The organism is Arthrobacter sp. efr-133-TYG-118, from assembly GCF_030209755.1.
Lineage (GTDB): Bacteria > Actinomycetota > Actinomycetes > Actinomycetales > Micrococcaceae > Arthrobacter.
This window is the reverse complement of the sequence record NZ_JARVRH010000001.1, coordinates 53,988-78,095: the sequence shown is the minus strand read 5'-3', so window position 1 is coordinate 78,095 and position 24,108 is coordinate 53,988. Positions and strand designations below refer to the sequence as shown.

Below are 24,108 nucleotides of genomic sequence, written 5' to 3'. Positions count from 1 at the left end.
TGGCGGGCGAAACCCGGCTAGCGGCATACCCCGGCTTCCCATTTGTACTCAATCCACACGTGAAATCCCTCGGCGCGTTCGAACATTGTCCGGGGTTCTGCGCCGTCAGCAGTCATCCATAGGATTCCACCGTCGGGGGTGACCGCGTCCACAAAGCCTATGCGTACCGTCTTTTCGCCGTGCCGGACTTCGACGATTTCACCCGCTACGGCACGCCAGTCATGCTCGAGATGCCGTTGCTTTGTCATGGAACTGAGGGCGGAAAGCAGGCAAGCGCCGTCGAACGGGCGGATTCCAGCGCTTCGCGAATAGGACGTGTGCGGTGTTGTTCGGAGAGGATTTCCACACCCCACGGCCCTTTGAAACCGATGGCCTGGAGCGTTTTGATAAACCCGGTGACGTCTTGGTCTCCTTCTCCACAAAGACGGCGATTGTCCCGGGTGTCCTCGAAGAGCGTCCCCTTGATTTCCGCGTCCGCGTCATTGAGTTCCACCCCGAAAATCTGGTCGGCGGTCACGCTGCGGGACAGCTCCTCCAGGCTCGTTCCGGCCCGGAAGACATGCCAGTAGTCAACCACCAGTCCACATTCGGGCATGTCGACCGATCGCGTCAGCTCGGCGGCAGCCGGCATCGAACCGACCATCGAGAACGGCATGGGCTCGAGGGCGATGCGCGTCCCTCTTTTGGAGGCCTCGGTTGCCAGTCGTCGCAGTGGCTCCACGAGGAAATCAAGGTCATCCAAGGGCTCGCTGAACGCCGTTCCAATCTTGATGAAACGCGCCCCCAGTATTTCGGCTGCGTCAAGGAGCAGCTCGAACTGCGGCCTCCATTCATGGGACAGGGAATCGTCCCACCAGTTCGTGAGTAACTCGACTTCGACGTAGCGGAAGCCGGCTTGGTCAATGAGATTCTTGAGCCCTGAGAAACCGATGGCGTCCCTTGCAGCGACAAGATCGTCGTACGCCAATCCGAACCCGGCCCATCCGGTTGAGGCGATGGCTTCCAAACGCTCGCCGATAGGGACAGGACTGATCTCGGGGGTATTCAACGGCGCGATATTTCCTGCGCTCGTCCAGCAGGTCGCGATTAGTTCGGGGGTGCTTGGGTACGTCATCGTTCTCCTCGCGACGGTGCGCGGCTAGTTAAGGCAGGTGGGTGGGAACACCCGTCGACTATTCAATTGGAACGCTCCATTGACAATTGGTCAAGCCTTGATTTAGCGTTGGAGCGTTCCACAAAGCGATGTGGATCACATCCGTTCACAGCTAGATGGTTCCGTCCTCCCACCATGTCTTTGAAGGCACAGCAACGGGGTCGACGGTCGAAGTACGCGACATCAAAGGAGATCTCACGTGGCAAAGTTCAATTGGCGGCGGGGCGCAGTAGCCCTTGCCGTAGTACCGCTTCTGGCCCTGGCAGCATGCTCAAGCGGGGGCGGAAAGCCGGCCGACACCGCCAACGCCGCGGGTGGTGGGCAAGTGGCAAGCACTCCGCGGATCAAGGTTGCGCTCATCACCCACGCCGAGGCTGGCGATACGTTCTGGGACATCGTGCGCAAGGGTGCGGAGGCCGCGGCAGCGAAAGACAATGTCGAGGTTCTTTACACGAGTGATGCCGATGCGGGGCGCCAGTCCCAGCTGGTGCAGCAGGCTATCGACCAGAAGGTCGATGGCATCGCGGTCACGATCGCCAACCCGGGCGCCATGAAGGATGTGCTGAAGAAGGCCACCGACGCGGGCATCCCGGTGGTGAGCTTCAACGCTGGTGGGGACGTCTCGGCGAAGATGGGGGCGTTCACCCACTTCGGCTCCAACGAGACCCTGGCCGGCGAAGCGGTCGGCGCCAAGCTGGCGGGGGACGGGTACAAGCACCCGATCTGCGTGATCCAGTCACAGGGACAGGTGCAACTCGAGCAGCGGTGCGCGGGTGTGAAGACGAAGGTGCCCGGCACTGAGATCCTTTATGTCAACGGGGCCGATATGACGGCGGTTCAGTCCACTGCGACGGCGAAGCTCCAGGCCAGCAAGGATGCTGACGTGATCATCGGGCTCGGCGCCCCTATCACCTTGACCGTTATCAAAGCCGTGGCAGATGCCAACAGCCCGATCAAGGTGGCCAGCTTCGACCTGAACCCTGCGCTGGCGCAGGCGATCAACGATGGCAAGGTCCTGTTCACTGTGGACCAGCAGCCGTGGCTCCAGGGCTACATGTCCATCGACGCAATCTGGCAGAACAAGCTTGGTGGTTTCAAGATCGGTGGCGGGCAGCCTGTCCTGACGGGCCCGACGATCGTCGACAAGTCCAATATTTCCGATGTGCTGAAGTTCGTTCAGCAGGGCATCCGCTAATCCGATGATGGTTCAGCTCGCGCGGCATGACTTCCTTGCCGCGCGAGCTGACAGAGAAGGAAGTGTGTTCCATGGCTTTAGTTACTGCCCCGGCACCCAAAACTGCCGCGGATGAGCGGGTCGCGAAGCGGAGCCCGTTGAGCACGTTGATGGCCCGTCCTGAGGTCGGTGCCCTGGTGGGGGCCGTTGTCCTCTTCATTTTCTTTGCTTCGGTGTCCGGGACGTTCACCCAGCCGAATGCTTTGGCGACGATCCTTTATGGTTCCTCGACGATCGGGATCATGGCGGTGGGGGTGTCGTTGTTGATGATCGGGGGCGAGTTCGACCTCTCCACCGGTGTGGCCGTGATTTCCTCGGCCCTGACCGCGTCGTTGTTCAGCTGGTATTTCTCGATGAATGCGTGGGTGGGGGTGGTCATCGCCCTGCTGGTTTCCCTGTCGATCGGTTTCATCAACGGTTGGATCCTGGTCAAGACGAAACTGCCGTCCTTCATCGTGACCCTGGCGACGTTCCTGATGCTCACGGGCCTGAACCTGGCCCTGACCCGCCTGATCGGGGGGTCCGTGTCGTCCCCGTCCATTTCGAAGCTGGACGGGTTCGACTCGGCGCATGCGGTGTTCGCTTCCTCGATCAGCATCGGCGGGGTCGAGGTGAAGATCACGGTGTTCTTCTGGATCATCCTGGTCGCGATCGCCTCCTGGGTGCTGTTGCGCACGAAGGTGGGCAACTGGATCTTCGCCGTGGGCGGGGACGCGAACGCGGCCCGCGCCGTGGGGGTGCCGGTGACCAAGACGAAGATCGGTTTGTTCATGGCGGTCGGTTTCTGCGGCTGGGTCCTGGGTATGCACAACCTCTTCGCGTTCGACGCGGTGCAGTCCGGCGAGGGCGTGGGCAACGAGTTCCTGTACATCATCGCCGCGGTGATCGGCGGCTGCCTGCTCACGGGCGGCTACGGCTCGGCGGTGGGCGGGGCGATCGGCGCGTTCATCTTCGGCATGGCGAACAAGGGCATCGTGTACGCGCAGTGGAACCCGGACTGGTTCAAGTTCTTCCTGGGCCTGATGCTGCTGCTGGCCACCATCGTGAACCTCATCGTCAAACGCCGCGCAGAGCTCAAGTAGAAGGGGCGGACAAACAATGAATGCCAAACAGATCGACCAGCAGACCCTGCTCAAGGATGAGAAGGACCCGCTGACCCACACCCCCGTGCACCTGCTCTCCTTGGACGGGGTGGGCAAGCACTACGGGAACATCATCGCCCTGCGCGATGTGACCATGGCCGTGGACAACGGCCGCGTCACCTGCGTGCTGGGCGACAACGGCGCGGGCAAGTCCACGCTGATCAAGATCATCGCCGGCCTGCACCAGCACGACGAAGGCGTGCTGCACGTCATGGGCGATGAGCGGAAGTTCAACTCGCCCCGCGACGCCCTGGACGCCGGCATCGCCACCGTCTACCAGGACCTGGCGGTGGTGCCGTTGATGCCGATCTGGCGCAACTTCTTCCTCGGCTCGGAACTGACCACCGGGTTCGGCCCGTTCAAGTCCATGGATGTCCAGAAAATGAAGGACATCACGCTGAAGGAACTGGCCGCGATGGGCATCGACCTGCGCGATGTGGAACAGCCCATCGGCCAGCTCTCCGGCGGTGAACGCCAATGCGTCGCGATCGCGAGGGCCGTGTATTTCGGGGCGAAGGTGCTGATCCTGGACGAACCGACCGCCGCGCTGGGCGTGAAGCAGTCCGGCGTCGTGCTCCGCTACATCCTGCAGGCCCGCGACCGCGGGCTGGGCGTCATTTTCATCACGCACAACCCGCACCACGCCTTCCCCGTCGGGGACCGGTTCCTGCTGCTCAAGCGCGGCAAGTCGATCGGCTACTACGACAAGAAGGACATCACCCTGGACGAACTCACCGCCCAGATGGCCGGCGGCGCGGAACTGGCCGAACTCGCCCACGAACTCGAACAACTCGGCGGACACACCCAAGCCCTCAGGGAAGTCCAAGCCGAAGTCGCCGAAGTCGCTGAGGCGGCATACGAAAGCAACGCCAAGCGCCACTGAGCGCAAAAGTTCACAACCTGATGGAGCAACCATGGAAATGCTAATAGCTGGAAAATGGCGCGGTGCCGCCGACGGCAGGACCGAGGAAGTCCGCTCGCCCTTCGACGGCCGGACCATCGACACGGTCCCCGTGGCGACAGTCCAGGACGCCCAGGCCGCCCTTGACCGGGCCGAGATCGGTGCCCACCTGCAAAGGACCACGCCGGCCCATGTCCGCGTCGACATCCTCCTGCGGGCAGCCGCCCTGGCGGATGAACGCGCCGAGGACATCGCCCAGACCATTAGCGCCGAAACCGGGAAGCCCATCACGGAGGCGCGGGGCGAGGCCAGCCGCTCCGGCAACATCATCCGCCTCGCTGCCTATGAGGGAAGCCAGCTGTACGGTTCCACGCTTCCCTTGGACGCAAACGCCGGGACAGGCTTGGACAAGATCGGCTTCACCTTGCGTCAGCCGGTGGGCATCGTCGTCGCCATCACCCCGTTCAACTACCCCGCCCTGCTGGTGTTGCACAAAATTGCACCCGCGCTGGCAGCCGGTAACGCCGTCGTACTCAAGCCCGCCCGAGCAACGCCGCTGACGGCGCTGAAGCTGGCACAGTGCTTCGTCGACGCCGGCCTGCCGCCTGAAGCCCTGTCCGTGATCACCGGACCCGGCAGCTCCCTGGGCGACGTCCTGGTGACGGACCCGCGGGTCCGCAAGGTGTCCTTCACCGGCTCCACCAGCACCGGGACGCACATCAGTTCGATCGCGGGAGTGAAGAAACTGTCCCTCGAGTTGGGGGCCTCATGCCCGGTGATCATCCTGCCGGACGCGGACCTCGAACTCGCCGCGACCGCAGTGGCTGCCGGCGGCTACGTCAACGCCGGGCAGGTATGCATTTCCGTCCAGCGGGTCATCGTTGACCGTCGGGTTGAAAAGGACTTCCTGGATGCGCTGGTCCCGAAGGTCGAAGCCATCGCCATCGGAAACCCCAAGGAAGAGGACACCCGGCTCGGCTCGCTGATCTCCGAAGAGGAAGCCTCACGCGTCCACACGTCCATCCTTGAGGCCCGCCATTCGGGCGCCCGGGTACTCACCGGCGGTGAGCGCGACGGCGCCGTGGTGACTCCCGCCGTCGTCGCCGGGGTCGACCCCCGGTCGCCGCTGAGCCGGAACGAACTGTTCGGGCCCGCCGTCGCCGTCTCGTCCGCGCAGGACATGGAAAGCGCCATCGCGATGGCGAACGACAACGAATACGGCCTGGGCGCCGGCATTTTCACGAACGACGTCGCCGGAGCGGTCCAGGCCATGCGGCAGATCGACGCCGGCAACATCCACATCAACTGGTCGCCGCTGTGGCGGGCCGACCTCATGCCCTACGGCGGCTTGAAAGGCAGCGGGATCGGCAAGGAAGGCGTCCGCTCCGCCGTCCAGGAAATGACCGAAGAGAAGACGGTCGTCCTGCACGGGCGCCCCTGGTAACCACGACAACGGGAATAAGGCAATGACCACACCATCGCAGACCATCAGGCTCACCACGGCCCAAGCGGTCATCAAGTACCTGTCCGCACAATATTCGCTGGCCGACGGCGTCCGCCGCCGCCTGGTCCCCGCAGCCCTCGGCATCTTCGGCCACGGCAACGTCGCTGGCCTGGGACAGGCATTGGACGAACTGGCCGACGACATGCCGTTCATCCAAGGCCGGCACGAACAGTACCTGGCCCATATCTCCACCGCCTATGCCAAGGCGAGCCGTCGCCAGGCAGTCCTCGCGGTCACAGCCTCCATCGGCCCGGGCGCGCTCAACCTCGTCACTGCCGCCGGCTTGGCAACAGTGAACAGGATTCCGCTCCTGCTCCTGCCGGGTGACACCTACGCCACCCGGCACCAAGGCCCGGTGCTGCAGCAGCTCGAACACCCCACCGAGGCTGATGCCACGGTCAACGACGCGTTCCGCCCGGTATCGCGCTTCTTCGACAGGATCAACCGGCCGGAGCAGCTCCTGACCGCGCTTCCGCAGGCAATGCGCGTGCTCACGAGCCCCACTGATACCGGCGCCGTGGTCCTTTCGCTGCCCCAGGACGTACAGTCCCACGCCTACGACTTCCCGGCCGAATTCTTCGAGCCGCGCGACTGGAAGATCCGTCGGCCGCTGCCGGACCTGGAAGAGATCGACGACGTCGCCCGGCTCATCCGCTCAGCCGAGCGTCCGGTGATCATCGCCGGCGGCGGTATCCACTACTCCGACGCCCACGCCGCCCTCGAGGCGCTGGCGGGACAGACGGGAATTCCCGTGGTGGAGACCTTCGGCGGCAAGGGCGCCGTGACCAAGGACGAATGGTGGCAAGTGGGTGGCGTCGGGTTGGAGGGCAACTTCGCCTCCAATACCCTGGTCAAGCAAGCCGACCTGGTCCTGAGCATCGGCACGCGCCTCACCGACTTCGCCACCGGCTCCCAGTCGATCTTCGAAAACCCGGACGTCCGATTCGCGTCCTTGAACATCGTGGACGCTGATACCCGCAAGCAAGGTGCCACCGGCATCCTGGCGGACGCACGCCTCGGACTGGAAGCACTTGTCCGCTCCCTGGAGGGCCACAGCACCAGCGAAAAGTGGCAAGAGACGGTCCATTCCGAGAAGGCAAAGTGGGCCCCCATCCGGTCACAGTGGCTCGACGCCGACACTCCCTACCGCCCGGAAGACCACCCCGACGCGCCGGTCACCGGTGCTGTCCTGACCCAGCCGCAGCTGATCGGCCTGATGCAGGAGCACGCCCGCTCCGGCGACACCATCATCGCCGCGGCCGGAGGACCTCCCGGCGACCTGCAAAAAGTCTGGGACGCCACGGGCAACCGCAACTGCCACCTGGAATTCGGCTTCTCCTGCATGGGCTACGAAATCGCGGCCGGCATGGGCGTCCGGCTGGCCGAGGGCAACAACGACAATCGCGTGGTTACCTTCATCGGCGACGGTACCTTCCTCATGGCACCCACCGAAATCCTCACCGCCGCGCAGGAAGGCCTCAACGTCACGGTTGTCGTCTCCGAAAACCACGGCTACCAGGTCATCCACCGCCTCCAGATGAACCGCAGCGGCAAGGAATTCGGCAACGAGTTCCGCTACCGCACCACCGGGGGCAGCGTCGCCGTCGAAGACGCCCCCAAAGCGCGGCTGGATGGCGATTACCTCAAGGTGGACCTGCGGCAGATCGCCGAAGGCCTGGGCGCCCTGGCCATCCGGGCAAGCACTGCGGCAGAGGTCCGGGAAGCGCTGGCTTCCACTCGCGACACCCAAGGACCCGTGGTGATCGTGGTGCCAACCGTTCCCCACGTTGACTTGCCCGGTGGAGACGTCTGGTGGGACGTGGCTCCCGCAGAAGTCTCCGGACAGGAATGGGTCCGCACCCTCCGCACCGATTACAACCAGGCAAAGAGCCGCCAGCGGTGGTTCGGATGAGCACCTCATCAGTGAGCAGTGGAAACCACGACGGCGGACCGCTCGACGGCGGTGAGCTGCGGCGCCGCTTGGCCGCCGGAGAAGTCACAGTGGGAACCTTCGTCGGAATGGCTTCGGCAACCGCGGTGGAAGTGTGCGCCGCTGCCGGCGCGGACTGGGTGCTGATCGATCTTGAGCACGGCTCCGGCGGTGAAGATGCCGTGCGCGATGGTGTCCTTGCGGCCGGAAGCTACGGTGTCCCCACCCTTGTTCGCGTGGAAAGCGCCGAGCGCATCCGCATCGGTCGCGTGCTGGATCAAGGCGCGGCAGGCATCATGGTGCCCCGACTGAACTCCGTTGAAGAAGCCAGTCAAACCGTGAAGCACATGCTTTATCCGCCCTACGGCGACCGCGGAGTGGCAACGTACAACCGCTCCTGCCGCTGGGGCATGGACAAGGCTCCGTTGAGCGCGGACCAGCAGTTAACCGTGGGAATCATCCAGATCGAAACCCTCGACGCACTGGAGCACGTGGAGGAGATCGCGGCGCAGGACGGCGTGGATGTCCTCTTCGTCGGACCGATGGACATGTCCTTCGCCCTGGGTGTGCCGATGCAACTGGATAGCAGTGCCTTCCAGGACGCATTGCAACGGGTGGTCGCTGCCGCGCAACTGCATAACAAAGCGGCCGGGATCCTCGCGGTGGACGGCATGGCGGCGGCCAAGTACGTCCGCCAAGGCTTCCGGTTTGTGGCCATCGGTTCGGACTCCACCATCATGGCGGCGGCGTTCCGCGACGCTTTTGACACCGCCCGCAACTGACAAGAATTTTCAACGAGAAAGGCAATAACGTGAGCCAAGAATCCCGCACAGTCGGTGTAGGCCTTATCAGCGTCGGATGGATGGGCAAGCTCCACTCGCGCGCCTATCAGACGGTCCCATACGCCTACCCGGAGCTTGGCTTGACCACCAAGCTGGTCATCGCGGCGGACACGGCACCAGACCGGGTGGACTACGCCCGCGATGTCCTCGGCTTCGCGGAAGGAACCACGGACTACCACGATGTCCTGAACCACCCGGACGTGGACGTCGTTTCGATCTGCGCCCCCAACTTCCTGCATGCCGAAATCGGCATCGCAGCGGCCAAAGCCGGCAAGCACTTCTGGATCGAAAAGCCTGTTGGGCGTGGCTACGAAGAAACCACAGCCGTGCAGGAAGCCGCTGTGGAGGCCGGCGTCGTGACCTCCATCGGCTACAACTACCGGCATGCCCCCGCGGTAGAGCACGCCAGGAAGCTCATTGCGGACGGGCGCCTCGGCCGTATCACCAACGTCCGTGCGGTGTTTTTCTCCGGGTACGCGTCGGAGCCCAATGGCGCCCTGTCCTGGCGCTTCGACCGGAAACTAGCCGGCACCGGCGTGCTGGCGGACCTGTTCAGCCATGCAACGGACCTGTGCCAATATGTAGTTGGGCCCATCGCCGAGGTAACCGCGCTCACAAGCACGGTCTACACGCAGCGACCCAAGCTGGCGATGGGGTCGGGGACGCACTTCGCGGTGATCGAAAACGGTGAAATGGGAGAGGTCGAGAATGAGGACTACGCTGCAGCGCTGGTCCGCTTCGGCCCGTCCGCCCGCGGGGCAGGCGCCGTCGGCACCATCGAATCCTCGCGCGTTGCCGTTGGACCCGAATGCGGTTACCAGATTGAGGTGTACGGGACCGAAGGCTCGCTCAAATGGGACTTCGAGCGCATGAACGAACTCAAGGTCTGCCTGGGCCGCAACAACGACGAGCAGGGCTACACCACGGTCAACGCCAGCCCCCGCCACGGCGACTACGCACACTTCCAGCCGGGTCCCGGCAACAGCATGGGCTTTGACGACCTTAAGGTCATCGAAGCCAAGAAGTTCCTCGTCGCCGTCACTGGAGGAGTACAGGAAAACTCCAACATCCACGATGCTGCCTCCGCTGCCGCAATTGTCAGCGCTGCTGAAGCGTCGTCGCTGTCCGGTCAATGGCAGAAGATCGAGGAAATCCACGGCACCACGGCAGCGCGGGCGTAACCATGGCACCTCCATCCGCCCGGCGGCCAACGATCATGGACGTGGCCGAACGCGCCGGCGTTTCCAAGTCGTTGGTCTCACTCGTGCTGCGCGACTCACCGCGCGTCAGTGACGAACGCCGCCAGCGGGTGCTCAAGGCTGTCGAAGAGATGGGCTTCGAGTTGAACCTCGCAGCCCGGTCCCTGGCAACACGGGACAGCGGAACCATCGGTGTGCTGGTCAGCGATATGCATAACCCGTGGGCCTTTGACGTCGCCGACGCCGCACGGACCGTACTTGAAGAGGCCGGGCACACCGTCCTCTTCAGTGCGGTCACGGCGGCGGGCAGGGGAGTGGACCAGTCCATCCTCCAGGCCTTCCGGGACTTGCGGGTCGCGGGTCTGCTCGTCGTCGGAACGGTGCCTGACAAGGCACCGTTCAACCGTGCCGTTTCCGGCGGGGCTGTGGTCTTTGCCGGCGGGGGACCGGACTACATCGACACGGCCGATATCGTCCGAAGCGACGATGCCCTTGGCATGTCCATGGTTGTTGAGCACTTGATCGCCCAGGGACACGAAAACATCGTGCACCTCGGCGGCCTTGGTGGCTCGGTTGGCCGGGAACGCGTGGACGGGTATTCGGCAGCAATGGAAGAGCACGGGTTGGCCCGCTATATCCGCGTGGTCGATGCCGACTTCTTCCAGGAGTCCGGCTATGTGGCCGCCCAAAGGGCCATGGGCTCCCGCTCCGAGCATCAGCGCCCCACCGCGCTGGCCTGCATCAACGACCTCGCCGCTTTTGGTGCCATGACAGCCGCCGACGAACGCGGCGTCGAAATAGCCGTCACCGGTTATGACAACATCGCGCTGGGCGCCATGCCGCGCCTGGGACTGACCACTGTCGATCCGGACAGCTCCACCATTGGCGTCACGGGGGCCAAAACCCTCCTGGAACGCATCCATGGTGAAGGCAGCGGGTTCGTCCACCATTCCGTCATGCCCCATTTGGTCGTGCGGAAATCCAGCCTCCTGGGCCTTTAGAACACACAGGCCTCTAGAAACGCCTCCAGCAACACCGATAACAGCGCAATTTTCGGCGCAATCCCATACCCACATCTTCAAGGATGACGATGGCTTCCATAACCACACCCCAAATCTTTGTCGCTCTCGGCAGTGTCGAGCCAGACCTCGTGGAACCGCTTCTCTCCGAACACCAGAGGCTCATCCAGGACCCCACCGACGAGGACCTTGCCAACGCCGATGCCGCGATCGTCAGGGCTGCCTACCGCGTGGACCGGGAACTGTTGGACCGCATGCCCGCCCTCAAAGTCATCGCCAGGACCGGCGTCGGAACCGACCTTGTGGACGTCGCCGAAGCCAGCCGACGCGGAATCCCGGTGGTCATCACGCCCGGAAGCAACACCGCCTCGGTGGCCGAAGGCGTGTTCGCCCACCTGCTTGCGCTCGTCAAGAAGCTCTCTCCACTGACCGCGCTGGTCCGCGAGGGACGCTGGGAGCAGCGTGCCGCCGTCGGCGTCGGAGACCTCGAGGGATTCACGCTCGGCATCATCGGCTACGGCCGCATCGGCCGCCGGGTCGCGCGTATCGCCGAGGCCTTCGAGCTGAAGGTCCTGGCCTACGATCCTTTCGCCGAAATCCCCGCCGAGATCCGCTGTGACACCGTGGAGGAGCTCCTTGCAGGCAGCGACTTCGTCACCCTCCACGCGCCCCTGACACCGGAAAACCACAACCTCATCAACGCGGACCGGCTCAAGGCCATGAAGCCCGGAGCGATCCTCGTCAACTGCAGCCGCGGAGGCCTCGTCGAGCTCGACGCCGTCCACGAGGCACTGCAGTCCGGCCATCTTTCCGGGCTCGGGCTGGATGTGTACGATCCCGAGCCACCCGCCCACCACCCATTGTTCGATCAGGAAAACGTCGTGCTGACTCCGCACCTGATGGGATTCACCCGTCAAGGCATGGCCCACACGGTCAGGGATGCCGCCCAAGGCGCGGTTGACGTCCTCGCTGGCCGCACCCCCGCCGCGGTGGCAGCACCATGACCCGTCCAAAGTTGGGCAGGTCCCCGTCAAACCGCCAAAACCAACCCAAGCCCAGCCTTCTCCGGGCAGCCCCTTAGAAAGGACCCCTCCACATGTCCACTGATCGACCCCTCAAAGTTGCGTTGTTCGGATCCGGCCGTATCGGGCAAGTCCACGCCCGGAACATCGCCGACCACCCGGACCTGGAATTGGCTTGGATCGCCGACCCCTTCATTGAAGGAGCCCGCACGTTGGCGGCCGGGACCGGCGCTGTCGCCGTCGAGTCAGCCGACGAGGTTTTCGCGAACGGTGACCTTGACGCCGTCGTGATCGGCTCGCCGACCAGCACGCACGTGGACCTGATCTCGCGCGCCATGGCGCAAGGCGTGGCGGCCCTCTGCGAAAAGCCGATCGACCTCGACATCGAACGCGCGCTCGCTTGCCGCGACTCGATCAAGGGCAACAACACACCCCTCATGCTCGGGTTCAACCGGCGCTTCGATCCACACTTCGCGGCCATCCAGTCGCGCGTCGCAGCGGGAGAAATCGGCCGCCTCGAACAGCTGACCATCATCAGCCGCGATCCCGCACCCGCGCCCGCCGCCTACATCGCCACCTCCGGCGGGATCTTCCGGGACCAGAGCATCCACGACCTCGACATGGCCAGGTTCTTCGTCCCTGACATCATCGAAGTTTCGGCCACCGGCGCCAACCTGTTCTGCGACTACATTGAGGAAGCCGGGGACTTCGACTCGGTGGTCATCACCCTCAAGGGCCGTGACGGCGAACTCGTCACCATCACCAACTCCCGCCACAGCGCCTTCGGCCACGACCAGCGCCTGGAAGCCTTCGGCAGCGACGGGATGCTCAGCGCAGGCAACGTCACCCCGACGACGGTGCGCAAGTACGGCGCCGCGGGCACCGAAGAGTCCGATGCCTACCTGCCGTTCTTCCTGGAGCGTTACGCCGCGGCCTACCGGAACGAATTGGACAGCTTCGCCAAGGCCATCCGCTCAGGCTCTGCTTGCAGTCCGGGATTCGACGACGGCCTGCAGGCACTCGCCCTGGCCAACGCCGCCGAGGAGTCCGCCCGCTCCGGCCGCGCCGTCAGGGTCGAAAATTCGGTCAAGATCGGGCAGATGTAACCATGCCACTTCTCCAGGACAAAGTCATCCTGATCAGCGGAGGCACCCAGGGGTTGGGCGCCGGAGTCGCGAAACGTGCGGCGGCCGAAGGTGCGGCCGGCATCGCCGTCACAGGCCGGAACGCGGACTCGGGTGAACGACTCGCTGCGGAGATCACGGCATCGGGCGTCGAGACCCGGTTCATCAAGACCGATCTTGCCGACGTCGAACAGGCCCGTAACTCGGTGCTCGAGACGATCAACGTCTTCGGACAACTCGACTGCGCGGTCAATGCGGCCGGCCTGACCACCCGCGGCACCATGCTGGACACCACGCCCGAGCTCTTCGACGCGCACATCGCGGTGAACCTGAAATCGCCGTTCTTCATCATGGCCGAAACGATCAAGCATCTTTGTAGCAGGGGTGTGCCAGGAAGCATTGTGAACGTCATCTCCATCGCCGAACTCGGCGGGCAGCCGTACTTGGCGCCGTATGTGGCAGCCAAGGCCGGCCTGGCCGGGGCAACCCGCAACGCCGCACATGCGCACCGTTGGGACAAGATCCGCATCAACGGGCTCGACATCGGCTGGACCGCCACGGACGGCGAAGCCGAGACCCAGAAGAAATTCCACGGCGCAGGGGACGACTGGCTGGAGAAAGCCAACGCGTCCGTCCCCATGGGAAAGCTCGGACAAGTGGACGAGATCGCCGAATTCATTGTCTTTCTCCTCTCCGACCGGAGCGGTGTTGTCACAGGTTCGGTCATCGACTGGGACCAGAACGTATACGGAGGATCAGATTGAGCACCATCACCAAGCGCCTTGCCGCAGCACCCATTTCCTGGGGCGTCTGTGAAGTCCCCGGATGGGGCCATCAGCTCGAGGCGGACCGGGTCCTGTCGGAAATGACGGCGCTGGGCATCAGCGCCACCGAGTTCGGCCCCGCGGGGTTCCTCCCTGAAGAGGCTGCCCAGCGCGCGGAAGTGCTGAAGCGCCACAACCTCCGGGCGATCGGCGGATTCTTCCCCGTCATCCTGCACGATTCGTCCAAGAACCCCTTGGACGTCGTAGCGGCTGAGCTGGATGCGTACGAAGCTGCCGGGGCCAGCGTCATGGTCCTCGCGGCGGAGACCGGCGTTGCAGGTTACGATCAGCGCCACGAGCTCGACGCCGAAGGCTGGGAATTGTTCGGCAGGAACCTTGACGCAGTGGTCAAGGCAGCCGCGGACAAGGGCATCCAGGCAGTGGTCCATCCGCACGTCGGAACCATGATCGAAAGCACCTCGGACGTGAACCGGGTCCTGAACGACACCGCCGCAAACCTGTGCCTGGACACGGGCCACCTGCTGATCGGCGGAACCGACCCGGCCCTTCTGGTTCGCGACTACGCCTCACGAATCGGCCACACCCACCTGAAGGACGTGCGCAAGGCCGTCGCGCAGCGTGTCCAGGCCGGCGAAATTTCCTACACGGACGGCGTCAAATCAGGCATGTACGTGCCGTTGGGACAAGGCGACGTCGGCATCGCCGGAATCGTCCGCGACCTGCTGGGCGCCGGGTACGAGGGCTGGTTCACTATGGAGCAGGACACCATCCTCGAAGCCGAACCTACCGACGACGGCCCGGTCCGGGATGTCCGTCAGTCCGTGGCCTTCCTGCGTCAACTCGAAACGGAAATCAACCGATGAGCGCGGTCCGCTGGGGAGTGCTGACCACGGCACGGATCGCCCAAGGTCGGTTCCTGCCAGCCATGAGCCGGGCCCGGAACGCGGTTGCGTCGGCCGTCAGCAGCCCGAACGGAAGGGCAGCCGAAGTTGCCGAGCGCTTCGGCATCCCGGTCGCCTATTCTTCACACGAGGAATTGCTGGCCGATCCAAGCATCGAAGCCGTCTACCTTCCTTTCCCCAACTCGTTGCACGCCGACTGGATTGTTGCGGCCGCAGAGGCTGGAAAGGACATCCTCTGCGAAAAGCCGCTCGTCGCCAACACCCACGATTATCGCCGGGTGCTGGAAGCCTGCGAACGCAACGGGGTGAACCTTATGGAAGCGTTCATGTACCGCTTCCATCCCCAGCACCAGAAGGTCCGTGAGTTCATCGACTCGGGCAAGATCGGCGAGTTGGTGTCCATGCACGCCCGCTTCCACTTCGTCATGGACCGAAGCGAAGGCGAGGTCCGCCTCCAGCAGGGAATGGACGGAGGTGCGCTCAACGACGTCGGATGCTACGCCGTCGACATCATGAACATGGTCATGGGCCGCGCGCCGCAAACCGTCTTCGGCAAAGGCACAAGCCGCACGGACGCGGTGGAAACCACTATGGCCGCGATCCTGGACTACGGGGACGTCCTGGGAACGCTGGACTGCGGTTTCGAGGGCCCGCGCACCAACACGTTCCAGATCATCGGCACGAAAGGCCAGATCACCCTGGACAAGGCCTTCGACCCGGATCCGGGCGAAATTGCCCGCGTTACGGTGTCCTTCCGCGACGGCCGGACTGAGTCCGTCGACATCGGGGAAGACCCGTTCAAGACTGAAATCGAACGGTTCAGCGCGTGGGTGCGCAACTCTGGACCCGAGCTCGTCCAGAGGGAATTGACCGAACAGAACCTGGCTGTGCGCCTGGCGCTCCAGGAATCACTAGCCACCGGCTTGCCACGGGATGTCAACGACGTACATGCCGTGGAGCACCACCTACTACAGGAGCAGTAATGACCATCATCAACCACTTCATCAGCGGAGCCGAGGCTGCCGGTAGCGGAACGGGCACCAAGCCCGTCTACAACCCGGCCACGGGTGCCGTGACGGCCCAGCTTCGCCTGGCCAACCGCTCGGATTTGGACGCGACGGTTGCCATCGCCAAGGAGGCCGCGGCGTCCTGGGGCGACATTTCCCTGGCCAAGCGCACTTCCGTGCTGTTCAAGTTCCGCGAGCTCGTCGCCTCGCACGTGGACGAACTCGCGGCCCTGATCACCGCCGAACACGGCAAGGTCCTCAACGACGCCAAGGGCGAGATCGGCCGCGGCCTGGAGGTCATCGAGTTCGCCTGCGGCATCCCGCAGTTGCTCAAGGGCGAGTACTCGGACCAGGTCTCCACCGGCATCGATGTGTTCTCGTTCCGGGAGCCCGTCGGCGTGGTGGCGGGCATTACCCCGTTCAATTTCCCGGTGATGGTGCCGCTGTGGATGGCTCCGATGGCGATCGCTACCGGCAACGCGTTCATCCTCAAGCCTTCCCACCGCGTGCCCTCGGCCGCGATGCTGCTTGCAAAGCTGTGGAAGGACGCCGGCCTGCCCGACGGGGTGTTCCAGGTCCTGCACGGTGACCGCGATGTCATCTCCGGACTCCTGACGCACCCGGACGTGGACGCCATTTCCTTCGTGGGCTCCACCCCTGTTGCGAAGCACATCCTTGAAGTGGCAACGGCCCACGGCAAGCGGGTCCAGGCCTTGGGCGGGGCGAAGAACCACGCGATCATCATGCCCGACGCCGACCTGGACAACGCTGCCGACCACCTGGCCGCAGCGGCCTTCGGTTCCGCCGGGCAGCGTTGCATGGCAATCTCGGTTGCGGTCGCCGTCGGCGATGCCGCCGATCTGCTGGTGAAGAAGGTCGAAGAGCGTGCCCTCGACGTCAAGGTCAAGAACGGCACCGAGGCCGACGCCGACATGGGTCCTGTGATCAGCCCCGAGTCCCGGGAGTTCATCGTCAAGACGGTGACTGAGGCGGAGCAGGCCGGCGCCGCGATGGTCGTGGACGGCCGTGACCTCGTGGTCCCCGGCCACGAAGAGGGCTTCTGGGTCGGCCCCACCGTGATCGACCACGTCAGGACCGGAATGAGCGCCTACACCGAGGAAATCTTCGGACCCGTCCTCGTCGTCGTCCGCGTCGAAGACCTGGATGAAGGCATCAGGCTGATCAACGCCAATCCCTACGGCAACGGCACCGCGATTTTCACCTCCTCCGGCGCGAACGCCCGGAAGTTCCAGCGCTCCGTGGACGTCGGCATGATTGGCATCAACGTGCCCTTGCCGGTTCCAGTGGCTTACTACTCCTTCGGGGGATGGAAAGCGTCCCTGTTCGGGGACAAGCACATCTACGGTCCGGAGGGCGTCTCCTTCTACACCCGAGGCAAGGTCGTCACCTCCCGCTGGCCTGAGTCGACACACGCTTCGGGAGCGTCGTATAACTTCCCGTCCAACTAGTCCCCACCGGCGTGGGCCCAGCCACCCACCCAACTGGCTCGCAGTTAGTGTCGTTTTGGAGCCTCATAACGACAACAACTGCGAGCTAGTTGGGTCGACGGGGGTTTCGAAACGGTGGCAGTATCGAACCATGACTGTGTCGTTCACATGCCATACGCATATCGGAATGGAACCGGAGGAACTCTTCGATCTCGCCCGCAACGTCGACGCGCACGTCGGCTCCATGGCCAAGTCCCGGGAACGTGCGGTTGCGGGCGTCGTGTCCGGCCTGCTCTCTGAAGGCGACGAGGTCACCTGGCAGGCCTGGCATTTCGCTGTACCCCTGCGAATGAGCAGCCGCATCACCCAGTTTCGCCTCCCCGATTCCTTTACGGACGAGCAGGTGCGGGGTCCCTTCCGGTTCTTCCGGCACGTGCACGAGTTCCTTCCCGACGACGGCGGCACGCTCATGATCGATCGCGTCGAGTTCGCGGCGCCCTTCGGCGTCGTGGGCCGGTTTGCGGAGAAAGCCTTCCTGGGGCGATACCTGCGGAACCTCATCGAGCAGCGCAACGAATACCTCGCCCGCAACGGTGCCGCCGCATGATCAGGGTGGCCCGCGCAGACGAACTGGAACGGCTTCGCGGGATCGAATTCGCCGCGGGGGAGATCTTCCGCTCTTGCGGAATGGACGCCATCGCAGACGACGAGCCGTTGACCGTCACGGAGCTGGCTCTCTACCAGGCGCGCGGCGGTGCTTTGGTCTTTGCCGACGCGTTTGATGTTCCCGTGGCTTATCTCCTGATTGAGCACCTCGACGGAAATGCGCACGTGGAGCAGTTGAGTGTCCACCCGTCGCATGCGCGGCAAGGCCTCGGAAGAGAGCTGCTCGATGTTGCTGAAAAGTGGGCACTGGCCGAGGGTTTGGAATGGCTGACCCTGACCACTTTCCGCGATGTTCCGTGGAATGCGCCCTACTATCGCAGGCTGGGTTTCGAGGAGCTGGACCCGGAGATGTTGGACGACGGACTCCGGGGCATCCTGGAGTGCGAGGCGTTGCTCGGCCTGAGCCGTTGGCCGAGGATCGGCATGCGGCGGCGCGTCAGGTCAATCGCCGCCCAAGTAGATTCCGTCAGTCTGTATTGACAGGCTCGCGTTGTCAGTTCAAACTGACAGCATGAATGGTGATGAGCTGACTTCCCACATCCCGGCGACGGACCCGGCAACCGGCCTCCGCGCCGTCGGTGCCCTGCATCGCCTCGCCGAAAAAGTCGAGGCCACCAACGTGGCCCTCGCGCGGGAGCAGGGTTGGTCCTGGGAGCAAATCGGTGATGCCTTGGGTGTCTCCAAGCAGTCGGTCCACGCCAAATACGGAAAGTGAGCCTGCCATGTTTGAACGATTTGCCGGCGAAGCCAGAACCGCTGTCCATGCCGGCGCCGAGGAAGCCAAACGCCGTGGGGACCGGAGAATCGGCACGGACCATTTGCTGCTGGGATTGCTCCACGATCCGGAGAGCTGCCGGACTTTGGAGACGGACCTCGAATCCGCCCGCGCCCAGCTCGATGCCCTCGACCAGCAGGCGCTTGAATCGGTTGGCATCACGCTGGGGGACTTCGGCCCCCTGAGTGCGCCCAAGGGAAGCAGCCGGACCACCTTCACCTCGGCCGCCCGCTCGGTTATTCAGGACTCGCTGATACTGACCACCAGGGAGAAGGCCCGCCGGATCACCACGCGGCACCTCTTGCTCGCACTGCTGGAGCGGCACCAACCCGATCCGGCCGCCGTCCTGCTCAATAAGCTGGGCGTGGATACGGCGGCCCTGAAGGTCCGGCTGCGGAGCCCGGAGTCCTAGGGATGGATGACTTCGGAAAGCCCGCAGCGTCGCCCTCCCCGGTCCCCTACCCCGCCACCAGCTCAACCTCGTAGCCGTCAGTATTCACAAGATAGGCGGCGTAGTGCGCGGCCCCGCCGGCGTGGGGATATTTGCTCTCGAACATCTCGTACCAGCCCGAGTCCGCGCCGAGCTCCCGGAGCCGGTCCACGTTCTCCCTGGTGCCAGCATGGAAGGCGAGGTGGTTGAGCCCGGGCTCCGTCCTGCGGTGCGTGCTTCCGGTGAGAGCCGTGGACTGTTCGATCACGATGTACGTGCCTCCGAGTTTCCAACTGCAGCCATCGGTCCACTCCTGGAATTGTTCGTAGCCCATCTCAGCTAGTAGCCAGCCCCACTCCTCCTGGGCACGGCCGATGTGAGGCACCCAAATCTCTACGTGGTGCAGCGAACCCACTGGAACATCAGCCATGCGCAGAGTCTACGTTTGCCGGGAGCCCGCGGGAATGCCCGGCAACTCCACCACGAATGCCGCGCCGCCCTCAGGCGCAGCGCGCACACTGATGCGGCCACCCATCCGCTGCACGATCCTTGCGGCGATGGACAAACCCAGCCCGCTACCAACCGGCCGTTGTCCGCTGTATCTGGCAAAGAGCGCACCGCGTTCAAACGCGACGGCGGCATCCGCCTCCGTGAGGCCAGGCCCGCCGTCGCGCACTTCCACGGTGAGCCCGCTGCCGGAAGGGTAAGCGGCGAGGACAACGGGAGAGCCTTCAGTGGTCACACGCAGGGCGTTCTCCAGCAAGCCGTCCACCACTTGGCGCAACCGCTGGCCATCGCTGCGGACCGGCAAAGGCCCCGAGGGCAGTTCGAGCCGTCCTGCGATCCCGTTCTGGACGCAGACCGCTTGCCAGGCCTGCCAACTCTCATGCAGGATCAAGGATGCGTCCACTGGCTGCAGCTCCACCCGGAAATCATCGGACTCAAGCCGTGCCAATTCCAGGAGATCGCGGACAAAACGGTCCAGGCGGTTGGTTTCGGCCACGAGGGTCTGCCCGACCCCGCTCACGTCGTCTCCGCTGACCACGCCATCGGCAAGGGCCTCGGCGTAGCCCCGCAGAGCGGTCAGGGGTGTCCGGATTTCATGCGAAATGGAGAGCAGGAACTCTCGTTGGCGCCCCTCGCTGGTCCGGAGTGCGGCGTCGAGGGCCGCCAGCGCCTGCGAAACTTCCACCACTTCGGCCGGCCCGCCCGGCGCCACAGCCACGGATCGTTCTCCTGCGGCGAGCCGATGGGCCGAATGTGCTGTGCGCACCAACGGCCGGCTCAACCACTGGGCCAACAGGCCGCCGGCCACGATGGCGAACACGAGGCAGACCGCGAGGGCGATCAGCATGCGGCTCAGCAGGGGAGCGGCGGCCGCCCTGATTTCGGACACGGGCTGCGCCAGTACCACGCCGCCGCCGGCCGCCAAGGGCCGGGCTTCGAGGACCACCGTGTTCTGCGGACCGTTCACCGACGTCGAGACCGACTTTCCGGCCAGTACATCCGCCACGGTCTTCGCATCCACCAGCCTTGCTCCGCCGCCTGTAACGCGGCCGTCGGTGCCGATTTGCGCGAGCCTCGCCCCGTGCGTGAGCAGATCTGCGCGCAGGTCCTGCAGGCTTCCAAGGCTTGACTGCTTGCTCAGGGAATCGGCCTCAACCGCGAGATACTTCTTGGCTTCGTCCACCGCCGTGGCGTTGACCAGTTGCGCCGCCAGAAGGCCCGCAAGCACGACGGCGACAGTCGCGACGGCGGCGATCACCGCCGTCGTGCGCCCGGCCAGTGTGCCGAACCAGCGCCTCACGTGGCTCCCCCGGCGCCGGGGCGGGGCCCGGACGCTTGGGGAGCCGCGGCCGAATAGCCGACGCCGCGGCTCGTCGTGATGGGGGAGTGCCCGCCGAGCTTGGCGCGGAGCTGCGCGATGTGCACATCCACTGTCCGCCCGGCCGCATAACTGGCCTGCCCCCACACGGCGGACAGGAGCTGCTCGCGGGAAAAGACACGGCCAGGCTGGGCCATGAGGTATGCGAGGAGGTCGAATTCGGTGGCGGTCAGCGTGAGTTCCTCGGCGCCGGCGCGTGCGGTCCGGTTCAGCGGATCCAGTTCGACGCTGCCCAGCACAAGCGGTTTGGACCGTGGGGTTCCTTCGGTCCGGCGCAGGACCGCCTTGACCCGGGCGACCAGTTCGGAGGGCGAAAACGGCTTGGTCAGATAGTCGTCGGCGCCCAGTTCCAGGCCAAGGACGCGGTCAACTTCCTCATCGCGGGCCGTGACGAACAGCACCGGAGTCCAGTCCTCCGCCTGCCGCAGTTGCCTGCAGAGCTCGATCCCGTCCATGCCGGGCAACCCGACGTCCAGGATCACCGCGACCGGTTTGAGCCGCTTGATCTGTGCCAGCGCGGAAATCCCGTCCCGCTCAACATGTACGCCGAAACCTGCGCGCCCCAGATATAGGCGCTGGATATCGGCAATTGCCTGTTCGTCCTCGGCAATCAGCACCAATCCTCGGCTGTCCTCCATGCGTCCATTCAACAGCAATGACGGAGCCCCGGGAGAGTCCTTGTCAGCCGGCGGGGACGGTTTTACATTCCTCGAACATTGGCCGAACAGTCAGTTCATGCGGCCGGAGCAGAGTGAGGTGCAGAGCGCCGGCGGATAGACCACCGGCCGGAACAAAGGACACGGACCATGAACAACAGCACCCCGACCTCCAGTACCCCCGCTCAGGGCTCCAAGCGCACCAAAGCACGCACCGCCGTCGTCGGCGTCCTGGCAGCAGGCCTCCTGCTGGGCGGCGGCGTGATCGCCGCCAACGCAGCTACCTCGAGCAACACAAGCGCGACGGCGGCAGCCACCTCCCAGCCCGAGGCGACGGCCGCGACAGCTGCCGTCGCAGCGAAAACGGCGCTGGCGCGGCACCCGCTGGCGGTTGGCCTGCGGTTCTTCGTGAACGGTGACAGCAGCAAGCCGAACTACGGCCAGCGCGCCGCGAAGATCGCCACCTTCATCCTGGACAAGCGCCCGAAGCTGGCCGCAAAGCTTCCAGCCGCGCTGCAGGCGGACCTGAAAGCGCTGAAGGATGCGGCGGACGGTGATCGGCTCGCGAAGGCCACCCACATCAGGGACACCGCCCTGAACGGCGGCTACGGCCCGAAGATCCAGGCACAGGCAAAGAGGCTGCAGGAGCAGAAAGCCGACCGTAAGGCCTGAACGATAAGCAAGGCTGGTTATTTGTGGCGATCCCGCTACAAATAACCAGCCTTGTTCTGCCGACGCGGGCCGCCCGCAGTCCGCGCCCGCCTGTGCTTAGGCCGGGACGTGCTCCCGGTCCGGCTCCGCTGCTACGAGGGTGCCGTCGTCGAACGGCATTTCGTCCAGGTCGATCAACGGGTTGGTGTCCTGGGTTGCCACCAGCTCGCGGGCCTCGGCCTGGGTGTCAACGCTCGGCATGGAGCCGGGGAGCGGACGCTGCGCGGATTCGCGCAGGAAATAGATGGCGATTGCGCCAACCACGGACGTGCCCATGAGGTAATACGCGGGCATCATGTCGTTGCCGGTGCCCTGGATCAAGGCAGCGACAATGAACGGCGTGGTGCCGCCGAAGATCGCTACGGAGAAGTTGTAGGCGATGCCCATTCCCCCGTAACGGCTCGACGTCGGGAAGAGTGCCGGCAGCGCAGAGGCGAGGTTGGCTACGTAGAACGTGACCGGGAAGGCGATCAGGGCCAAACCGGCAAGCGTGGACCAAATATCGCCGATGCCGATCAGCAGGAAGGCCGGAATGGCGAACACGACGGTGCTGATGGCGCCGATCCATAGGACGGGCCGGCGGCCGATCCGGTCGGAGAGCTTGCCCGTCAGCGGGATGCAGACTGCCATGATGACCAACACGGGGATGGTCAGCAGGGTGCCGTGAACGGGGTCATAGCCCTTGGACTCGGTCAGGTACGTGGGCATGTAGGAAGTCAGCATATAGCCCACCGTGTTAGCGGCCGCGGCAAGGATCATGGCGAGGATAATCTGGCGCCAGTAAGCCTTGACGATGCCGATGGGGCCCTTGGCTACCGCGGCGTCGCCCGCTGCGGCGTCCGCCGCGATGGCCTCCTGGGCATCCAAGGTCGCTTGGAACTGGGGTGATTCCTCGATCTTGCTACGGAAGTACACGGCGATGACGCCGAGCGGACCCGCGATGAGGAACGGCAGCCGCCAGCCCCAGTCCTCCATGGCCGATTGGCCGATGGTGAGTTGCAGGATGGACACGAGGGCCGCGCCGAGGGCGAAGCCGATGTAGGAGCCCATATCCAGGAAGCTCGCAAAGAAACCGCGGCGCTTGTCCGGAGCGTATTCGCTCACGAACGTGGTCGCGCCGGCATATTCGCCGCCCGTCGAGAAACCCTGGACGAGTTTCAGGATGACGAGCAGTGCGGCTGCCCAGATGCCGATCTGGGCGTATCCAGGCAGGAGTCCGACGGCGAAGGTGCTCGCCGCCATCAGCAACAGTGTTGTGGCGAGCACCTTTTGACGGCCCACCTTGTCACCCAGCCAGCCGAAGACGACGCCACCGAGCGGCCGTGCCACGAAGGTTGCGGCGAAGGTTCCCAGAAGGAACAGGGTCTGCACGGATTTGTCCGCCTCGGGCAGGAAGACGGGTCCCATCGTGGTGATGAGGTAGCCGAACACGCCGACGTCGTACCATTCCATGGTGTTGCCGACGATCGTGCCGCCGAGTGCTTTTTTCAGCATGGGCTGGTCAACGACGTTGACGTCGGATACCTTGAGTCGACGGCGTGTTGGAAGTTTCAGTTTTGAGGCACCGCGAGGTGCTGTCTTGCTCGTTTCAGCGGCGGTCCTAGCGCCTGCTGAAGAGTCGGTAATGCTTCGGTCTGTGGGCATTTGGGTTTCTCCTAGGGAGATCATTTGCTTGCGACATACAGCTGCTCCGCTCTGGGCAGGGTTTCAATTTTACGCGAGATTCGCCGAAACTGAGAGTCGGAGTCCGAAATTCGGGGCTATTCCGGCCCA

At 64.4% G+C, this 24,108-nt stretch carries 25 protein-coding genes; 19 read left to right on the top strand and 6 right to left on the bottom strand.

Annotation, left to right across the window (positions count from 1 at the left end):
* Positions 1-17: 17 nt before the first annotated feature.
* Both QRN59_RS00430 and QRN59_RS00425 read right to left on the bottom strand, forming a co-directional pair.
* Complete coding sequence (locus QRN59_RS00430) at positions 18-248, bottom strand: hypothetical protein (RefSeq protein WP_284980566.1); 231 nt, start codon at positions 246-248, stop codon at positions 18-20.
* On the bottom strand, positions 245-1,114 hold the full coding sequence (locus tag QRN59_RS00425; protein ID WP_284980565.1) for a sugar phosphate isomerase/epimerase family protein: 870 nt from the start codon (positions 1,112-1,114) through the stop codon (positions 245-247). Before QRN59_RS00425 ends, QRN59_RS00430 begins: the two co-directional genes overlap by 4 nt.
* Positions 1,115-1,352: 238 nt before the next feature.
* On the opposite strand from QRN59_RS00425, the gene QRN59_RS00420 reads away from it, so the two are divergent.
* The 18 genes from QRN59_RS00420 to QRN59_RS00335 all read left to right on the top strand — a co-directional run bounded on the left by QRN59_RS00420 (position 1,353) and on the right by QRN59_RS00335 (position 19,065).
* Positions 1,353-2,348 carry a substrate-binding domain-containing protein gene (locus QRN59_RS00420; protein ID WP_284980564.1) on the top strand — a complete coding sequence of 332 codons (996 nt, stop codon included), beginning with the start codon at positions 1,353-1,355 and terminating at the stop codon, positions 2,346-2,348.
* A 71-nt stretch (positions 2,349-2,419) separates the two neighbouring features.
* Complete coding sequence (locus tag QRN59_RS00415) at positions 2,420-3,469, top strand: ABC transporter permease (RefSeq protein ID WP_284980563.1); 1,050 nt, start codon at positions 2,420-2,422, stop codon at positions 3,467-3,469.
* A gap of 16 nt (positions 3,470-3,485) precedes the next feature.
* A complete protein-coding gene (locus QRN59_RS00410; protein WP_284980562.1) occupies positions 3,486-4,412 on the top strand; it encodes an ATP-binding cassette domain-containing protein in 927 nt (308 codons plus the stop codon).
* Between the two features lie 31 nt (positions 4,413-4,443).
* Positions 4,444-5,874 carry an aldehyde dehydrogenase family protein gene (locus QRN59_RS00405; RefSeq protein ID WP_284980561.1) on the top strand — a complete coding sequence of 477 codons (1,431 nt, stop codon included), beginning with the start codon at positions 4,444-4,446 and terminating at the stop codon, positions 5,872-5,874.
* 22 nt (positions 5,875-5,896) lie between these two features.
* Positions 5,897-7,846: a 3D-(3,5/4)-trihydroxycyclohexane-1,2-dione acylhydrolase (decyclizing) gene (gene iolD / locus QRN59_RS00400; protein WP_284980560.1), complete on the top strand. Its 1,950-nt coding sequence runs from the start codon at positions 5,897-5,899 to the stop codon at positions 7,844-7,846.
* Positions 7,843-8,646, top strand: a complete 804-nt coding sequence (locus QRN59_RS00395; RefSeq protein WP_284980559.1) for an HpcH/HpaI aldolase family protein — start codon at positions 7,843-7,845, stop codon at positions 8,644-8,646. The genes iolD and QRN59_RS00395 overlap by 4 nt, the downstream gene beginning before the upstream one ends.
* A gap of 29 nt (positions 8,647-8,675) precedes the next feature.
* Positions 8,676-9,887, top strand: a complete 1,212-nt coding sequence (locus QRN59_RS00390; RefSeq protein WP_284980558.1) for a Gfo/Idh/MocA family protein — start codon at positions 8,676-8,678, stop codon at positions 9,885-9,887.
* Between the two features lie 2 nt (positions 9,888-9,889).
* Positions 9,890-10,906 carry a LacI family DNA-binding transcriptional regulator gene (locus QRN59_RS00385; protein WP_284980557.1) on the top strand — a complete coding sequence of 339 codons (1,017 nt, stop codon included), beginning with the start codon at positions 9,890-9,892 and terminating at the stop codon, positions 10,904-10,906.
* 89 nt (positions 10,907-10,995) lie between these two features.
* Positions 10,996-11,928: a hydroxyacid dehydrogenase gene (locus QRN59_RS00380; protein WP_284980556.1), complete on the top strand. Its 933-nt coding sequence runs from the start codon at positions 10,996-10,998 to the stop codon at positions 11,926-11,928.
* Positions 11,929-12,020: 92 nt separating this feature from the next.
* Positions 12,021-13,052 carry an inositol 2-dehydrogenase gene (gene iolG, locus QRN59_RS00375; protein ID WP_284980554.1) on the top strand — a complete coding sequence of 344 codons (1,032 nt, stop codon included), beginning with the start codon at positions 12,021-12,023 and terminating at the stop codon, positions 13,050-13,052.
* A 2-nt stretch (positions 13,053-13,054) separates the two neighbouring features.
* Positions 13,055-13,834, top strand: a complete 780-nt coding sequence (locus QRN59_RS00370; RefSeq protein WP_284980553.1) for an SDR family oxidoreductase — start codon at positions 13,055-13,057, stop codon at positions 13,832-13,834.
* Complete coding sequence (locus tag QRN59_RS00365; protein ID WP_284980552.1) at positions 13,831-14,718, top strand: sugar phosphate isomerase/epimerase family protein; 888 nt, start codon at positions 13,831-13,833, stop codon at positions 14,716-14,718. Before QRN59_RS00370 ends, QRN59_RS00365 begins: the two co-directional genes overlap by 4 nt.
* Positions 14,715-15,740: a Gfo/Idh/MocA family protein gene (locus QRN59_RS00360; protein ID WP_284980551.1), complete on the top strand. Its 1,026-nt coding sequence runs from the start codon at positions 14,715-14,717 to the stop codon at positions 15,738-15,740. Before QRN59_RS00365 ends, QRN59_RS00360 begins: the two co-directional genes overlap by 4 nt.
* Positions 15,740-17,233, top strand: coding sequence for a CoA-acylating methylmalonate-semialdehyde dehydrogenase (locus tag QRN59_RS00355; protein WP_284980550.1), 1,494 nt, complete (start codon positions 15,740-15,742; stop codon positions 17,231-17,233). The genes QRN59_RS00360 and QRN59_RS00355 overlap by 1 nt, the downstream gene beginning before the upstream one ends.
* 130 nt (positions 17,234-17,363) lie before the next feature.
* Positions 17,364-17,819, top strand: coding sequence for an SRPBCC family protein (locus QRN59_RS00350; protein WP_284980549.1), 456 nt, complete (start codon positions 17,364-17,366; stop codon positions 17,817-17,819).
* The gene (locus QRN59_RS00345) at positions 17,816-18,358 is read left to right on the top strand and encodes a GNAT family N-acetyltransferase (RefSeq protein ID WP_284980548.1); all 543 of its coding nucleotides are present in this window, start codon (positions 17,816-17,818) and stop codon (positions 18,356-18,358) included. Before QRN59_RS00350 ends, QRN59_RS00345 begins: the two co-directional genes overlap by 4 nt.
* Positions 18,359-18,389: 31 nt before the next feature.
* Positions 18,390-18,593: a helix-turn-helix domain-containing protein gene (locus QRN59_RS00340; protein ID WP_284980547.1), complete on the top strand. Its 204-nt coding sequence runs from the start codon at positions 18,390-18,392 to the stop codon at positions 18,591-18,593.
* A gap of 7 nt (positions 18,594-18,600) precedes the next feature.
* Positions 18,601-19,065: a Clp protease N-terminal domain-containing protein gene (locus tag QRN59_RS00335; RefSeq protein WP_284980546.1), complete on the top strand. Its 465-nt coding sequence runs from the start codon at positions 18,601-18,603 to the stop codon at positions 19,063-19,065.
* A gap of 46 nt (positions 19,066-19,111) precedes the next feature.
* On the opposite strand, the gene QRN59_RS00330 is transcribed toward QRN59_RS00335, so the two are convergent.
* From QRN59_RS00330 to QRN59_RS00320, 3 genes are read right to left on the bottom strand one after another with little or no spacing between them, the layout of a single operon-like run.
* Positions 19,112-19,513 (bottom strand): VOC family protein, encoded by a 402-nt coding sequence (locus tag QRN59_RS00330; protein ID WP_284980545.1) that lies wholly within the window; start codon positions 19,511-19,513, stop codon positions 19,112-19,114.
* 9 nt (positions 19,514-19,522) lie between these two features.
* Positions 19,523-20,890 (bottom strand): sensor histidine kinase, encoded by a 1,368-nt coding sequence (locus QRN59_RS00325; protein ID WP_284980544.1) that lies wholly within the window; start codon positions 20,888-20,890, stop codon positions 19,523-19,525.
* Positions 20,887-21,606, bottom strand: a complete 720-nt coding sequence (locus QRN59_RS00320) for a response regulator transcription factor (RefSeq protein ID WP_284980542.1) — start codon at positions 21,604-21,606, stop codon at positions 20,887-20,889. The genes QRN59_RS00325 and QRN59_RS00320 overlap by 4 nt, the downstream gene beginning before the upstream one ends.
* 168 nt (positions 21,607-21,774) lie before the next feature.
* Here QRN59_RS00320 and QRN59_RS00315 point away from each other — a divergent pair, with 168 nt between their 5' ends.
* A complete protein-coding gene (locus tag QRN59_RS00315; RefSeq protein ID WP_284980541.1) occupies positions 21,775-22,296 on the top strand; it encodes a hypothetical protein in 522 nt (173 codons plus the stop codon).
* 96 nt (positions 22,297-22,392) lie between these two features.
* Here QRN59_RS00315 and QRN59_RS00310 read toward each other — a convergent pair whose 3' ends face one another.
* Complete coding sequence (locus QRN59_RS00310) at positions 22,393-23,979, bottom strand: MFS transporter (protein WP_284980540.1); 1,587 nt, start codon at positions 23,977-23,979, stop codon at positions 22,393-22,395.
* Positions 23,980-24,108: the final 129 nt, after the last annotated feature.